General features: G+C 76.8%; 15 protein-coding genes. 5 read left to right on the forward strand and 10 right to left on the reverse strand.

Annotation, left to right across the window (positions count from 1 at the left end; genetic code table 11):
• Positions 1-71: 71 nt before the first annotated feature.
• Genes ACYVOF_RS17800 through pdhA form a run of 3 tightly spaced genes read right to left on the reverse strand, consistent with a single transcriptional unit; the run spans position 72 to position 3,540 of the window.
• A complete protein-coding gene (locus ACYVOF_RS17800) occupies positions 72-1,412 on the reverse strand; it encodes a dihydrolipoamide acetyltransferase family protein (protein WP_460868983.1) in 1,341 nt (446 codons plus the stop codon).
• On the reverse strand, positions 1,409-2,362 hold the full coding sequence (locus ACYVOF_RS17805; protein ID WP_460868986.1) for an alpha-ketoacid dehydrogenase subunit beta: 954 nt from the start codon (positions 2,360-2,362) through the stop codon (positions 1,409-1,411). Before ACYVOF_RS17805 ends, ACYVOF_RS17800 begins: the two co-directional genes overlap by 4 nt.
• Before the next feature lie 5 nt (positions 2,363-2,367).
• Positions 2,368-3,540, reverse strand: a complete 1,173-nt coding sequence (gene pdhA / locus ACYVOF_RS17810) for a pyruvate dehydrogenase (acetyl-transferring) E1 component subunit alpha (RefSeq protein ID WP_460868846.1) — start codon at positions 3,538-3,540, stop codon at positions 2,368-2,370.
• Between the two features lie 176 nt (positions 3,541-3,716).
• On the opposite strand from pdhA, the gene arfB reads away from it, so the two are divergent.
• The 3 genes from arfB to ACYVOF_RS17825 are packed head-to-tail and all read left to right on the forward strand — an operon-like array spanning position 3,717 to position 5,187.
• Complete coding sequence (gene arfB / locus ACYVOF_RS17815; protein WP_460868848.1) at positions 3,717-4,154, forward strand: alternative ribosome rescue aminoacyl-tRNA hydrolase ArfB; 438 nt, start codon at positions 3,717-3,719, stop codon at positions 4,152-4,154.
• Between the two features lie 32 nt (positions 4,155-4,186).
• On the forward strand, positions 4,187-4,591 hold the full coding sequence (locus ACYVOF_RS17820) for an SRPBCC family protein (RefSeq protein ID WP_460868849.1): 405 nt from the start codon (positions 4,187-4,189) through the stop codon (positions 4,589-4,591).
• Between the two features lie 2 nt (positions 4,592-4,593).
• Positions 4,594-5,187: a gamma-glutamylcyclotransferase family protein gene (locus ACYVOF_RS17825; protein WP_460868851.1), complete on the forward strand. Its 594-nt coding sequence runs from the start codon at positions 4,594-4,596 to the stop codon at positions 5,185-5,187.
• Between the two features lie 6 nt (positions 5,188-5,193).
• Here the strand turns inward: ACYVOF_RS17825 and ACYVOF_RS17830 are convergent, their stop codons facing one another.
• The 6 genes from ACYVOF_RS17830 to ACYVOF_RS17855 are packed head-to-tail and all read right to left on the reverse strand — an operon-like array spanning position 5,194 to position 11,080.
• Positions 5,194-6,294, reverse strand: coding sequence for a hypothetical protein (locus ACYVOF_RS17830; protein ID WP_460868853.1), 1,101 nt, complete (start codon positions 6,292-6,294; stop codon positions 5,194-5,196).
• A 56-nt stretch (positions 6,295-6,350) separates the two neighbouring features.
• Positions 6,351-7,346 carry an MBL fold metallo-hydrolase gene (locus ACYVOF_RS17835; RefSeq protein WP_460868855.1) on the reverse strand — a complete coding sequence of 332 codons (996 nt, stop codon included), beginning with the start codon at positions 7,344-7,346 and terminating at the stop codon, positions 6,351-6,353.
• A gap of 46 nt (positions 7,347-7,392) precedes the next feature.
• The gene (locus tag ACYVOF_RS17840) at positions 7,393-8,574 is read right to left on the reverse strand and encodes a WXG100-like domain-containing protein (protein ID WP_460868856.1); all 1,182 of its coding nucleotides are present in this window, start codon (positions 8,572-8,574) and stop codon (positions 7,393-7,395) included.
• Positions 8,574-9,338 carry a WXG100 family type VII secretion target gene (locus tag ACYVOF_RS17845; protein ID WP_460868858.1) on the reverse strand — a complete coding sequence of 255 codons (765 nt, stop codon included), beginning with the start codon at positions 9,336-9,338 and terminating at the stop codon, positions 8,574-8,576. Before ACYVOF_RS17845 ends, ACYVOF_RS17840 begins: the two co-directional genes overlap by 1 nt.
• Positions 9,335-9,922 (reverse strand): YbaB/EbfC family nucleoid-associated protein, encoded by a 588-nt coding sequence (locus ACYVOF_RS17850; protein ID WP_460868860.1) that lies wholly within the window; start codon positions 9,920-9,922, stop codon positions 9,335-9,337. Before ACYVOF_RS17850 ends, ACYVOF_RS17845 begins: the two co-directional genes overlap by 4 nt.
• A 51-nt stretch (positions 9,923-9,973) precedes the next feature.
• Positions 9,974-11,080 carry a glycosyltransferase family 4 protein gene (locus ACYVOF_RS17855; RefSeq protein WP_460868862.1) on the reverse strand — a complete coding sequence of 369 codons (1,107 nt, stop codon included), beginning with the start codon at positions 11,078-11,080 and terminating at the stop codon, positions 9,974-9,976.
• A 154-nt stretch (positions 11,081-11,234) separates the two neighbouring features.
• On the opposite strand from ACYVOF_RS17855, the gene ACYVOF_RS17860 reads away from it, so the two are divergent.
• Positions 11,235-12,077 carry a PIG-L deacetylase family protein gene (locus tag ACYVOF_RS17860; RefSeq protein WP_460868863.1) on the forward strand — a complete coding sequence of 281 codons (843 nt, stop codon included), beginning with the start codon at positions 11,235-11,237 and terminating at the stop codon, positions 12,075-12,077.
• A 40-nt stretch (positions 12,078-12,117) separates the two neighbouring features.
• Complete coding sequence (locus ACYVOF_RS17865; RefSeq protein WP_460868865.1) at positions 12,118-12,495, forward strand: hypothetical protein; 378 nt, start codon at positions 12,118-12,120, stop codon at positions 12,493-12,495.
• Here ACYVOF_RS17865 and cmrA read toward each other — a convergent pair.
• Positions 12,458-13,261, reverse strand: a complete 804-nt coding sequence (cmrA, locus tag ACYVOF_RS17870) for a mycolate reductase (RefSeq protein ID WP_460868867.1) — start codon at positions 13,259-13,261, stop codon at positions 12,458-12,460. The two genes, ACYVOF_RS17865 and cmrA, sit on opposite strands and share 38 nt — an antisense overlap.
• Between the last annotated feature and the right edge of the window lie 21 nt (positions 13,262-13,282).

The raw sequence follows: 13,282 nt of genomic DNA on the forward strand, positions 1-13,282 counted from the left end.
TCGATGCAGGAAACGGGCCCCGAATTCTGCATCGCGCCCGCCGAATGCGGGGTGGGGGTAAGGGGTGGCGGTCAGTAGGTGAGGGCCAGGGCGGGGTCGGCGAGGAGGGCCCCGACGTCGGCGAGGAAGCGCGAGCCCTCCGCGCCGTCGACGACGCGGTGGTCGAAGCTCAGCGCCAGCGTGCACACCTGCCGCACCGCGAGCGCCCCGTCGACCACCCACGGCGCCTGCTTGACCGCGCCCAGGGCCAGGATCGCCGTCTCCCCCGGGTTGAGGATCGGCGTGCCGGTGTCGACCCCGAACACCCCGACGTTGGTGATCGTGATCGACCCGCCGCTCATCTCCGCGGGCGAGGTCCGCCCCTCCCGCGCGGTCACGGTCAGCGCCCGCAGCGCCGTGGTCAGCCCGGCCAGGTCGAGGGTGTCGGCGTCGGCCACCACGGGCACGACGAGCCCGCGCGGGGTGGCGGCCGCGATCCCGAGCCCGAGGTGCTCGCGGTGCACCAGCTCCCAGGTGTCGGGGTCGAGGCGGGCCACGACGTCCGGCGTGCGCCGCGCGGCGAGGCACACCGCACGGGCGGCGAAGGCCAGCACCGTGGGCGGACCATCCACGAAGGACGACCGCAGCCGCTCGCGCAGCTCCATCGTCGGGGTGATGTCGACGGTGAGGAACTCGGTGACGTGCGGGGCGGTGAACGCGCTGCGCGACATCGCCTCCGCGGTCCGCCGCCGCACCCCGGACATCGGCACCCGACGCTCCCCCGCCACGGCCGGGGCCGGTGCGGGAGCCGTGGCCGCGTGGACGTCGTCGCGGGTGATGACCCCGCCGGGGCCCGACGGCGTCACCGTCCGCAGGTCCACCCCGAGCGAGCGCGCCAGCTTGCGCACCGGCGGCTTCGCCAGCGGCACCGCACCCGTCGGCCCCGCACCCGCCTGCACCGGCTCGGTCGGGACCGGCGCCGCGGCCGGGGCCGGCTCGGCGGGGGACACCCCGGCCGTCGGCTCCCCCACGGCCGCCGCCGCGGACGGGACCGGGCCGGTGCCGGTGCGCCGCGGGCGGCGACGGCGCACGACGGAGTCCGAGCGCGGCCCGTAGCCCACCAGGTTCGGCACCGCCTCGTCGCCGGCGTCGGACGCGTCGTCGGCAACGTCGTCAGCGGGGGGAGCCCCACCGCCGGTGTCGATCTCGATGATCGGGGCCCCGACGGCCACCGTGTCGCCCTCGGCCACGAGCAGGGAGCGCACCGTCCCGGCGTACGGGCTCGGCAGCTCGACGGCGGCCTTGGCCGTCTCGATCTCGACGATCACCTGGTTGACGGTGACCTCGTCGCCGACGGCCACCCGCCAGCCGAGCACGTCGGCCTCGGTGAGCCCCTCGCCCGCGTCGGGCATGGGGAAGGTCTGCAGCATCAGAACTCCAGCGATCGGTCGACGGCGTCGAGGACGCGGTCCACGTCGGGCAGGTACTGCTCCTCGACGCGGCTCGGCGGGTAGGGGGTGTCGTAACCGGTGACGGTGAGCACGGGGGCCTCCAGGGAGTAGAAGCACTCCTCCTGCACCCGCCGGGCCACCTCGGAGGCCACCGACACCGAGCCCGGCGCCTCGCTGACCACGACGAGACGGCCGGTGCGCCGCACCGACTCCCGCACCGGTCCGAGGTCCAGCGGGGACAGCGAGCGCAGGTCGACCACGGCGAGGTCGTCCTCCGACGCGGCGGCCGCGTCGAGGCACGTCCGCACCACGGGGCCGTACCCGACGAGGGTGGCGTCCCCGCCCTCGCGCAGCGTGCGGGAGGCGAACAGCTCTGCCGGCGCCGACGCACCGACCTCGCCCTTCTCCCAGTACCGCCGCTTGGGCTCGAAGAAGATGACCGGGTCGTCGCAGGCGATGGCCTGCCGCAGCATCCAGTGCGCGTCGTCGGGGTTCGAGCACGCCACCACCCGCAGCCCGGGGACGTGGGCGAACAGCGACTCCGGGGACTCCGAGTGGTGCTCCACCGCCCCGATGCCGCCGCCGAAGGGGATCCGCACGACGACGGGCATGGGGGTGCGGCCCTGGCTGCGGAACCGCAGCTTGGCCAGCTGGCTGACGATCTGGTCGAAGCCGGGGAACACGAACCCGTCGAACTGGATCTCGCACACCGGCCGGAACCCGTGCAGCGCGAGACCGACGGCGGCGCCGATGATCCCGGACTCCGAGAGCGGGGTGTCGAGGACCCGCTGCTCGCCGAAGTCCTTCTGCAGGCCGTCGGTCACCCGGAACACCCCGCCGAGCTTGCCGACGTCCTCGCCCATGACGAGGACGTCGGGGTCGTCCTCCATCGCGGTGCGCAGCGCGGAGCCCAGCGCCTTGGCGATCGTCATCGTGGTCACGACGCCTCCACCAGGGCCTCGGCGGACTCGCGCTGCGCGGTGAGGTCCGGGTCCTCGGTCGCGTAGACCTCGGAGAACATCCGGCCCGGCGCCGGGTCCGGCAGGGCCAGGCAGTGCTCGCGCAGCCGGGCGGCGAGCGCGTCGGACTCCTCGGCCAGGGTGTCGAAGAACGCCTGCTCCACCCCCGCGCTGCGCACCAGGTGCACCCGCAGCCGCTCCAGCGGGTCCTTGAGCTTCCAGGTCTCCAGCTCGTCGGCCAGCCGGTAGCGGGTGGGGTCGTCGGAGGTGGTGTGGGCGTCCATCCGGTAGGTGAACGCCTCGACGAGCACGGGCCCGTTGCCGGTGCGGGCCTGCTCGAGGGCCCACCGGGTGACGGCGAGGCAGGCGAGCACGTCGTTGCCGTCGACGCGCAGGCCGGGGAAGCCGTAGCCGCGGGCGCGCTGGTAGAGCGGCACCCTGGTCTGGCGCTCGGTGGGCTCGGAGATCGCCCACTGGTTGTTCTGGCAGAAGAACACCAGCGGGGCGTCGTACACCGCGGCCCACACGAACGCCTCGTGGACGTCGCCCTGGCTGGTGGCGCCGTCACCGAAGAAGCACACGGCGGCCTCGGTGTCCGGCCCGCCGACCCGGCCGCGGAACACCGAGCCCATGGCCCAGCCGGTGGCGTTGAGGCACTGGTTGCCGATGACGATGGTGTAGCTGTGGAAGCCGGTGGTGGCCGGGTCCCACGAGCCGTGGTCGACGCCGCGGAACAGCCCCAGCAGCTCGGTGGGGTCCACCCCGCGGCACCAGGCGACGCCGTGCTCGCGGTAGGACGGGAACGCCATGTCCTGCGGCGCCATGGCCCGACCGGAGCCGATCTGCGCGGCCTCCTGGCCCAGCAGAGGCACCCAGATGCCGAGCTGGCCCTGCCGCTGCAGCGCGGTGGCCTCCCGGTCGACGCGGCGCACCAGGACCATGTCGCGGTACAGCGCGCACAGCTCGTCGGTGGTGGTGCCGGCGACAAAGGGGTCGAAGCGCTCGTCCGCGCGGCGCTCGCCCTCCGGGGTGAGCAGCTGGACGAGCTCGGGGCCGCCCTCGCTGGTGGCCCGCAGGCCCGCGATGACGTCGTCGGGCTCGGTGGCGACGGCCGGCGCGCCGAACGGGGCCGGGGGGACGGTGTCGGGCATGGGTGGTGCTCCTGTTCTCGCGTGGCCGCCCGCCCCGGGGTGGTGGGGCCGGCGGTGGCGGGAGCGGGCGCGCGACGCCGGGGTGGGGCTGCGCGCGCGACGCTCCCGTCGCTACCCGGCCATCGTGGCACAGGTGTGACTGCAGACACAGCGCCCCGGCGGCCACACTGGGCCCCGTGACCGGACCGGTGGAGGCCGACCTGCCCGTGACGCGGCACCTCCTGGTGCCCGCCGCGGAGCTGTCGTGGCGCTTCAGCCGGGCGTCGGGTCCCGGCGGGCAGGGGGTGAACACGACGGACTCCCGTGTCGAGCTGACCGTGGACCTCACCACCCTGAGCACCCTGGACGACGCGCGGCGGGCCGCGGTGTGCGCACGCCTGCAGAGCAGGGCGCCCGACGGCCGGCTCACCGTCGTCGCCGCCGAGACCCGCTCCCAGCTGCGCAACCGCGGCCTGGCCCGCGACCGCCTCGCCGCCCTGCTCGCCGCCGCGCTGGCCCCGCCGCCCCGCGCCCGGCGTCCCACCCGCCCCACCCGGGGGTCGAAGGAGCGGCGGCTGGCGGGCAAGAAGCAGCGCAGCACGACGAAGAAGCTGCGCGGCAGGCCCACCGACTGACGGGGACGCCGACCGACGGGGAGACTGGGGCCATGCAGCTGCGCCTGACCGCCGCCGGCCCCGCGCACCCCGACGAGGTGTGGGACCGCTACTTCCGCCCGCGCCGCTGGTCGGAGTGGTCCCCGCAGATCCGGCGCGTGGAGCGCTCGACCGAGGAGATCCGCGTCGGCACCACGGGCCGGGTGTGGGGCCCGCCGGGGCTGGCCGTCGACTTCACCGTCACCGACGTCGACCCCGCGGCCCGCACCTGGGCGTGGCGGGTGCGGGTGCTGCTGCTGGGCACCCACCTGGCGCTGCGCCACGGGGTCGAGGCCCGCGACACCGACGACCCCGGGGCCGGCACCCGCACCTGGCTGGAGGTGCGCGGCGCCCGGGTCGTCGTGACGGGCTACGCCCCGCTGGCCCGCCTCGCGCTGAGCCGGCTGGTGCGTCGCTGACCGTGCAGTTCACCGACGCCGACCACCCGGAGCACCCCTACCCCGGGTCGTGGCCGCAGCGCTCGTTCACCCACGACGACGGGGTGGGGCGCGACCTGGCCGAGCTGCCCGCGGACGGGGTGCCGGTGCTGGCCTACGGCTCCAACCGCTGCCCGTCGAAGATCACCTGGCTGCGGCGGGCCCTGGGCCTGGCGGGTCCGGTGCACGTCCTCGCCGCCCGCACCACCGGGCTGGCCGCGGTGTGGGCGTGGGGGTTCCGGGAGCGCGACGGCTCCCGCCCCGCCACCCTGGCCGCCCGCCCCGGGCACGTCGAGACCCACGCGGTGTGGTGGGCGAGCCCCGAGCAGCTGACCGTCCTCGACGTGTGCGAGGGCCGCGGCGTCCGCTACGAGCGGCACGCCCTGCCGCCGGGGCTCGTCGACACCACCGAGCTCGGCCCGCTGGAACCCCTGGTGTACCTGGGGTTCTCGCCGGACCGCATGCCGCTGCTGGTCGGCGGGGACACCGTGCTCGTCGCCGAGGTGGACCAGGCGCGGGCCCGCACGCTCACGGGTGACCCGGCCCCCGACGACGGGCTGCCCCGACGACCGGGCTGACCGGGGTCAGCGCCCGGCGAAGGTGCCGTCCGGGCCCTGGGTGTGGCTGAGCAGCACCCCGACGCAGTCGTCCGGGCCGAAGCCCTGCTGGCCGCACCAGCCCAGGGCGCCCCCGCTGGTCGGGAACGTCGCCCCGGACAGGGTGACCCAGAAGTCCTTGCCGCGGTAGCTCTGCCAGTCCCCGGAGAACACCAGCCGGGCGTCGGGGTAGCGCTGCCGCAGCCGGAGGTGGTCGGCGAGCACCGCCTGCTGGTCGAAGGTGCGCCCGGCCACCACGAGACCGGCCTGCTTGGAGCTGACCTGCGGCTGCCAGCGCTCGGCGAGGCGGGCCTCGACGTCGGGGCGGTCGAGGGCGGCCTGGCGCTGCAGCGCGGCGAGCGCGGCGGCCTCCGCGTCGCCGGGCGGGGGCAGCGGGGCGCCCGCGGTGACGCTCGCCTGCGCCGGGGCATCGCGCGGGGTGGGTCCGGCCCCGGTGACCAGCGTCGTGGTGAGCGCGCTCGCGCCGGCCTGGCTGGGGACGACGGAGAAGGTCCCGGGCGGGAACAGCACCGTCAGCGAGCCGGGGGCGCCGGGGCCGAGCGCCAGCGGGGTGGCGCTGAGGTCGATCGCGGCGCCGGCGAGCTGCACCGGGCCGTCGGTCACCCGCAGCTCGGTGGGGCCGGTGAGCACCTGGCCGCCCGGGCAGCCGGGGGTGGCGGCGAAGCCGAGCCGCAGGCCGTCGGGACCCAGCACCGACGACGTGCCCGCCAGCCGGGCCGGCCGCGGGCAGGGGGCGGGCGCGGTGGTCGTGGTGGGGGCGACGGTGGTGGGCAGCGCGGCCGGCGGCGGGGTCGGGTCGGGGGCCGCGGTGGGGGTGCTGCGCGGCCCGGCGGCGACGACGGCGACGGTGACCAGGCCGCCGACGACGGCCAGGGCGAGCAGCACCGACAGCGCCACCCACAGCCCCCGCCGGGAGCGCGGCGGCTCCGGGGGCGGGCCGGGCGGGCGGCGGGAGTAGCCGCCGTCGTGGGTGAACAGGTCGTGGTAGTACGGCTCGTCGAGCAACCCGTCCTGCCCCGGCTGGGGGCGCTGGTGGCCCAGCGGTGACCACGGCTCCGGGTTGCTCACCCGCACGATCCTGCCGGACCGGCGCCGGCGCGGGCACCCCGCGGGGGCTCGCGGGCTCAGCTGCCGTAGTGCTCGACGCCGTCGGTGGTGGTGCGGGTCAGCCGGCCCTGGGAGACGAGCAGGTCCAGGTGCGCGCGGGTCTCGCCCACCGCGAGCAGCTGGTTGAACAGGTCGAGGTCGGCGAACGCCCGCTCGTGCCGGGTCCAGGCCAGCCGGCCCGCGACGGCGAAGCAGGTGGTGCCCTGCTCGACGGCGGCCAGGGTGTGGGCCAGGCGGGTGTCGTGGTGCGCGAGCAGCTCGTCGATGCGGGCGTGCACGCTGTCGGTGACGGGGCCGTGGGCGGGCAGCAGGCGGCGGTCGGGCATCGCGCGCACCCGGGCCAGCGAGCCCAGGTAGTCACCGAGCGCCAGCTCCGGCGGGTCGGGCTCCACGGCGATCGACGGGGTGATGCGCGGCAGCACGTGGTCCCCGGCGAAGAGCAGCCCGGCGGCGTCGTCGGCGAACACGACGTGCCCGCGGGTGTGCCCGGGGGTGTGGGTGACCTGCAGGGTGCGCCCGTCGAGCTCGACGCGCTGCTCGTCGGCGAGCCAGGAGTCGGGCAGCTCGTAGGGGTTGCGCTGGTTGCGCGCCCCCTGGATGCGCTCGGCCAGCTCGGCCGCCCCCATCCGGCGCATCGCAGCGCTGCGGCGCTCCCCCATGTGGTCGTCGGGGTCGAGGATCGTCTCGAGCATGGTGCGCTCGTGCTCGCCGAGCAGGACCGGCGTGCCCACGCGCTCCCGGATGGTGACGGCCTGCGTGTAGTGGTCCTGGTGGCCGTGGGTGACGAGGATGCGGCGGACGTCGCGCAGGCCCACCTCGAGCTCGCGCAGGCCCGCCTCGAGCAGGTCGAGCGAGTCGGCCAGCGCCCACCCGGCGTCGACCAGGGTCACCCCGTCACCGTCGAGCACGGCGTAGACGTTCACCGCCCGCAGCCCGTCGTTCGGCAGGGGCAGCGGGATGCGGTGGACGCCCGGGGCGACCGCCTCGACGCCGGGGCTCGTCCAGTCACTCACCCGGCGAGCCTCACACACGGCTCACCGGGCGGTGGCGCCGGGCGGGTCAGGCGTCCTGCTCGAGCCCGGGCCGGGGGTCGTTGACGTCGGGCCGGTCCTGCACCAGCCCGGTGGCGGTGGCGGCGCGGGCGTAGCTCCAGCCGTCGTACCCGGCCTCGTCGGTGCGGACCGGCGCCGGCTGGCCCTGCCCGGCCGGGGTCGGGTGCGGGGCGGGCGCGGGGGTCGGGTGCGGGGTGGGTGCGGGGGTCGGGTGCGGGGTGGGTGCGGGGGTCGGGTGCGGCGTGGGGGTCGGGAGCCCGGGGGTGCCCCCGGTGAGCAGCCCGCCGTCGCGGCCGAGGCCGAACTCGTCGGTGTGCGAGCGGGTGTAGGTCTGCGCCAGGCCGTCCAGCCGGGTCTCCAGGCCACCGCGGCTGCCGCTGACCGAGCCGGACAGCCCGCCGGAGAGCAGGTCCTGCCCGCTGAACCCGCCGTCGTTGCGCAGCCCGTTCAGCGCGTTCGCGGTGGCACCGGACAGCGCGCCCTCGGCGCCGCCGCGCAGCGCCGCCCCGGCGAAGCCCGAGGTGGTGGTGCCGAACAGGCCCTTGCTCGCCGTGCCGATCCCGACGCCGGTCGCCCCGGCGACGGCCCCGTCGAGGGCGGTCGCGCCCACGGCACCGAGGTCGAGCGTGGCGGAGTCGTGGTTGGCCAGCTGGTAGGCCTGGATGGCGAGCTCGGTGCCGGCGTTGATGGCCGCGCCCTTGAGCATCTCGATGATCAGCTCGCGCAGGATGGCACGCACCGCCAGCTGGGTCGCGGCCTCGGCGACGGGGATGCCGGCCGACGCCGCGCCGAAGGTGGCGAACGAGGCGGCGACGAGCGAGGCGATCTCGGCGGCGAGCGCCACCAGGGCCGCGATGATGGACAGCTTGGCGTGCTCGGTCTGCAGGGCGAACTCGTCGCACGCGTCGCCCAGGCCCTCGAGCAGGGTGTGCAGCGACTCGATGGGGCCGCCGGGGCCGTCGATGCCCTGCCAGTGGTGGGTGAAGCCCTCGGCGACGAGGCCGTCGACGTGCTCGAGCACGCGGCGCGCGGCGTCCTCACCGAGCCGGGAGACCTCCTCGACGGACGTCGCGGCCTGCTGCCAGGCCTCCTGCAGCCGCCACAGGGAGTCCTCGTCGGCCTCGGGCCAGTCGGCCCCGACGACGATCGAGGCCAGGCCCTGCAGCGGGCCGGGGATCATGATGGTCATCAGACTCGCCTCTCGTCGGTGGTGGCGCCGGTGGTCGTGTCGACGGGAACCACGTGGGGCTGCTCGTCGGTGGGCCAGGTGGGCAGCGGGAACGGCCGGTCCTGCTCGCCCGGCCACGTCGGCAGGGGCTGGGGGTCACCGGGGCGCGGCCACTCCGGCCACGGCTGCGGGTCGTCGTCGCGCGGCCAGGTCGGCAGCGGCTGCGGGTCGTCGTCGCGCGGCCACTCCGGCCAGGGCTGTGGCTGCGGCTCGGGGTCGTAGGGCGGCCAGTCCGGCTCGACGCGCCCGGTGCCCCCACCGGTCCCGCCCCCGACACCACCACCGACACCGCCACCACCGGTCGCGCCACCACCGACGCCCCCGCCGACACCGCCCCCGATGCCGCCGGTCGCGCCGCCGTCACCGCAGTACTGCGACCCGTTGGCCGTGTCGGCGTGCTCGAGGTCGTCCGCGTTGCGGACCAGCAGCGCCTGGATGTCGAGCATCCCCTGGGCCAGCGCCGCGATCATCTGCTGCGCGGCCTGCACCCCCGGCACGTAGTCCTTCGCGAAGGCCTGGCCCGGCTCGTCGGAGCCCCAGCTCTGGCCCTCCGCCCCGAGCGCGGCGTCCAGGGTGTCCGCGAGGTCGGTCACCGCGTCGCTCACGGTGGCGAACCCGCCTGCGGCGGTGCGGATCCCGTCGGGGTCGGCGGTCAAGCCCGCCCCGCCGCCCGCGGTGGCGCCGACGCTGGGGTTCGGCCGGCTCGGGTCCATCCTGGTGCTCACGACCCGGCCCCCCGCAGCAGCGGGCCGGCGTCGTCGTCGTCCCACGTGGGACGGGGGGCGCGCCGGGGCGCGGGCGGGGCCGCCGCCGGGGCGAGGTCCATGACCGCGGGCGCGGGGCCGGCGGTCGGCGGCGGGGTGGTCGGGGGCTCGGGCACCGGCGGCAGCAGGTCGCGCAGCGACGGGGCGCCGGGCACCAGCTCCGTCAGGTCGGGGGTGTCGCGCCGGGTCGGGGCCATGACGTCCTCGACCTGCCGGCGGGCGTCGCGGGCCGCGGCCTGGGAGGCCTGCACCACGTCGCGCCCCAGGGCCTGCGGGCTGACCCGCTCGTAGGCGCCGGGACGCACCTCGGCGGACAGGACGACGCCAGCGGCGTTGACCAGGACGCGGACCAGGCCGTCGGCCGAGGTGCCCTCGCCGGTCACCGCAGCGGCCTGCTGCTGGGCCCGGGCGAGCTCGTCGACCTGGCGGGTCAGGTCGGCCATGCGGGCGTCGACCTCGCCGCGCAGCCGCGCGTTGCGGGTGCGGAGCTGCTCACGCCGGGCGTGGCCCTCCGCCGTGGGTGGGGGTGTCGTGGAGGCGGTCATGCGGGTGTGACGCAGCCCGCCGCCGGGCGGTTCCGGTGTCGGCCGGACCCGCTAGCCGGTGGCGACGGAGCTGCGCGTGCCGCGGCGCAGCGCGGTGGCCAGCGCGTAGTGCTCGTCGCAGCGGGCCACCACGTCGTCCCAGCCCATCGGCGGGGGCGTGCCGAGGTTGTGCTCGCTCATGGCCCGCAGCGCGCCGGCGTGGGTGGCGAGCCGGGCGGTCGCCTCGGCCATCTCCCGGTAGGAGCCGACGAGGAAGCCCTCCACCCCGTCGCGGACGAACTCGCCCACCCCGCCCACGGCCATGGCCACCACGGGCAGCCCGGCGCTGCGGGCCTCGAGGGCGGCGATGCCGAACGACTCCAGGGTGGCGGGGGCGAGGTAGACGTCGGCGCGGCGGTACGTCTCGCGGATCTCCTCGCGGGTCAGCTGGCCGCGCAGCTCCACCCAGCCCTCGAGGCCGTAGCGGTGCAGCGCGGCGGCCACCTTGTCGTGCATCGGGCCGGAGCCGATGATCTCCGCGCGCAGCGGGACCGACGCCGGCACCAGCGCCCGCACGCGCCGCAGCGTGCGCAGCAGGTGCAGCGGGCGCTTGCGCTGGGCCAGCCGCATGACGCTGACCAGGGTGACCACGCCGTCGTCGGCAGCCCGCTCGGTGCTGCGCCACCACTCGACGTCGATGCCGTTGTGCAGCACGCCGACCTCGGTGCGCGGCAGCATCCCGCGCAGCGGCCGGGCGGCGACGTCGGAGACGGCGGTCCACCGGGCGGGCCACCGGGTCCACCCGACGGTGGTGCCGACGGCGCGCAGCACCCAGCCGGGCGGCGGCACCGAGTGCATGGTGACGGCGAACGGGGTGCCCGAGGTGGTCAGCTGGGCGCCGGTGCGCCACACCGTGGGGGAGACGAGCGAGGCGTGCAGGTGGACGACGTCGGCGTCGGCGGTGCCGGCACGCAGCGCGTCCCCGGCCCCGATCGGTCCCGTGCCCGGCAGCCGCACCACCGGCACCCCCGGGGCCTCCGGACCCTCGCCCGCGCCGGTCGGGGTGATGACGGTGACGTCGTGGCCCGCGGCCTGCTGGTGGGCGGCGAGGTCGTGGACCTGCATCTCGATGCCGCCGAGGCGGGGCAGGTAGACGTCGGAGACGTGGACGATCCTCACGCGTCGGCCGTCCTGCGCGTCGGGTGGTCCTGCGTCACGGTGGTCTCCTCGGTGTCGGCGGTGCGCCGACGGACAACGCGCACCGTACCGGCGGGTGTTCCCCCGGGCGCTGAGAGCGGGCTCAGCCACGCCGGGGGTGTGTGACGCTGGGCCGGTGCCCCACACGGTCGTGTCCTTCCACGCCCACCCCGACGACGAGGTGCTGCTCACCGGCGGCACCCTGGCCCGGCTCGCCGCCGAGGGCCACCGGGTGGTGCTCGTCGTGGCCACGGACGGGGACGCGGGCCTCGCCGAGTCCGCGCTGCGCGACGACGGCCGGCTCGGGCAGCGCCGCCGCGCCGAGCTGGCGGCCTCGGCGCAGGCGCTGGGCGTGGCGCGGGTGGTCTGGCTCGGCCACCGCGACTCCGGGTTCCGCGACAGCGCGCGCGCCGGGGGGTTCTCCGACCTGCCGGTCGACGAGGCCGCCGCCGGGCTGGTGGCGGTGCTGCGGGAGGAGGCCGCGGACGCGCTGACGGTGTACGACCCGGCCGGGGGGTACGGCCACCCCGACCACGTGGCCGTGCACCACGTGGGGGTCCGGGCGGCGGCGCTGGCGGGCACGCCGGTGGTCCTCGAGGCCACCCTGGACCGGGGCCTGCTGCAGCGGCTCGTCAGGCTGGCGTCCTGGGTGCCCCGGCTGCTGCCCGGGGTGGGCCCGGAGTCGTTCGCGCGCAGCTACACCGCGGCCGCGGACATCACCCACGTCGTCGACGTGCGCGCGCAGTGGCGGGCCAAGCGGGCGGCGATGGCCGCGCACGCCAGCCAGGCGGGGGCCGACTCCGGGGTCCGCACCCTGGCCGTGCTGCTGCGGCTGCCGGGTCCGCTGTTCCGCCTCGTGCTGGGCCGGGAGTGGTTCGTGCAGCGGGGCCGGGCGCCGGGGCCGCGCTCGGCCGACCTGCTCGACGGCGTGGGCGGGGGTGGTGGCCCCGGGGCTCCAGTTTCAGGTGCTCCTGCCTGATTCCGTAGCCTGCACTGCCCGACCCTGACGAGGAGGCCCGGTGACCGTTCCGGCGGCGGACGACGAGGCCGCGCGGCGCCTGGCCGACGGCCGGTGGCGGCTGCGCCACAGCCTGTGGACGGCCCCGGCGCTGCTGGGGTTCGGCCTGCTGACCTGGGTGTCGTTCGGCTACGCGGGTGCGGTGGCCCGGCGGCGCGGCTGGCTCGCGGCCGGCGTCGGCTACGCGGTGGTGCTGGCCGTGGTCCTCGTCGCGCTGCTCACCGGCGAGCGGACCACGGGGCAGCTCGACCCGGCGGGCCTGGGCCTGCTCGCGCTGTGGTTCGTCGGCGGCGTGCACGCGGTGCTGGTCAACCGGCGGTGGCTGGCCGAGCGGGCCGGGGTCAGCCCTCCCCCATCTTCCGGTAGAACGCGCCGATGACGGGGGCGGTGAGCCGCCGCGGCAGGTAGGCCCCGCTCAGCGACATCACCTTGCTGACGATGCCGGGCACCACCCGCATCTCGTTGCGCGCCAGGCCGTCCAGCGACACCCGGGCGGCCATCTCGGTGGTCACCCACATCGCGTCGGGCACCAGCCGGTCCACCACGGACCGCTCGACGGGCTGGTCCAGCTCGGCCCGCACCGGGCCCGGCGCGAGCAGCGTCACGTGCACGCCGGTGCCCCCGAGCTCGCCGCGCAGCGACTCGGCGAAGGTGTTCACGAACGCCTTGGTGGCCGCGTAGGTGGCGTTGTGCGGCACGGCGAGGTTGCCCGCGGCGGAGCCCGTCACCAGGATCCCGCCGGCGGCGCGCTCCAGCATGCCGGGCAGCACGGCCAGCACCAGGTCGTGCACCGCGGTGGCGTTGAGCTCGACGATCTCCCGCTCCACCGCGTGGTCGAGCGTGGCGACGGGCCCGAAGGTGGCCACCCCGGCATTGGCGCAGAGCACCGACACCGGCCGCCCCGTCAGCTCGGCCACCAGCGGTGCGCGCTGCTCGGGCCGCGACAGGTCCACCCCGCGGACCTCGAAGGACACCCCGTGCTCGGCGGCCAGGCGCTCCCCGAGGGCTTGCATGACCGCGGCGCGCCGGGCGACGAGCAGCAGGTCGTAGCCGCGGCGGGCGAGCTCGGTGGCCAGCGCCTCACCGATGCCGGACGACGCTCCGGTCACCACGGCGACGCCGGTGCTGGGGTCGGGCAGGGCCATCGGTGCTCTCCCGGGGGCTGG

The sequence above is a fragment of the Rhodococcus aerolatus genome (assembly GCF_054783215.1).

Excerpts from the sequence above, each read along its gene's own strand:
- ACYVOF_RS17805 (WP_460868986.1), bottom strand. The coding sequence starts at position 2,362 with ATGACGATCGCCAAGGCGCTGGGCTCCGCGCTGCGCACCGCGATGGAG.
- pdhA (WP_460868846.1), bottom strand. The coding sequence starts at position 3,540 with ATGCCCGACACCGTCCCCCCGGCCCCGTTCGGCGCGCCGGCCGTCGCC.
- ACYVOF_RS17820 (WP_460868849.1), top strand. The coding sequence starts at position 4,187 with ATGCAGCTGCGCCTGACCGCCGCCGGCCCCGCGCACCCCGACGAGGTG.
- ACYVOF_RS17840 (WP_460868856.1), bottom strand. The coding sequence starts at position 8,574 with ATGACCATCATGATCCCCGGCCCGCTGCAGGGCCTGGCCTCGATCGTC.
- ACYVOF_RS17850 (WP_460868860.1), bottom strand. The coding sequence starts at position 9,922 with ATGACCGCCTCCACGACACCCCCACCCACGGCGGAGGGCCACGCCCGG.
- cmrA (WP_460868867.1), bottom strand. The coding sequence starts at position 13,261 with ATGGCCCTGCCCGACCCCAGCACCGGCGTCGCCGTGGTGACCGGAGCG.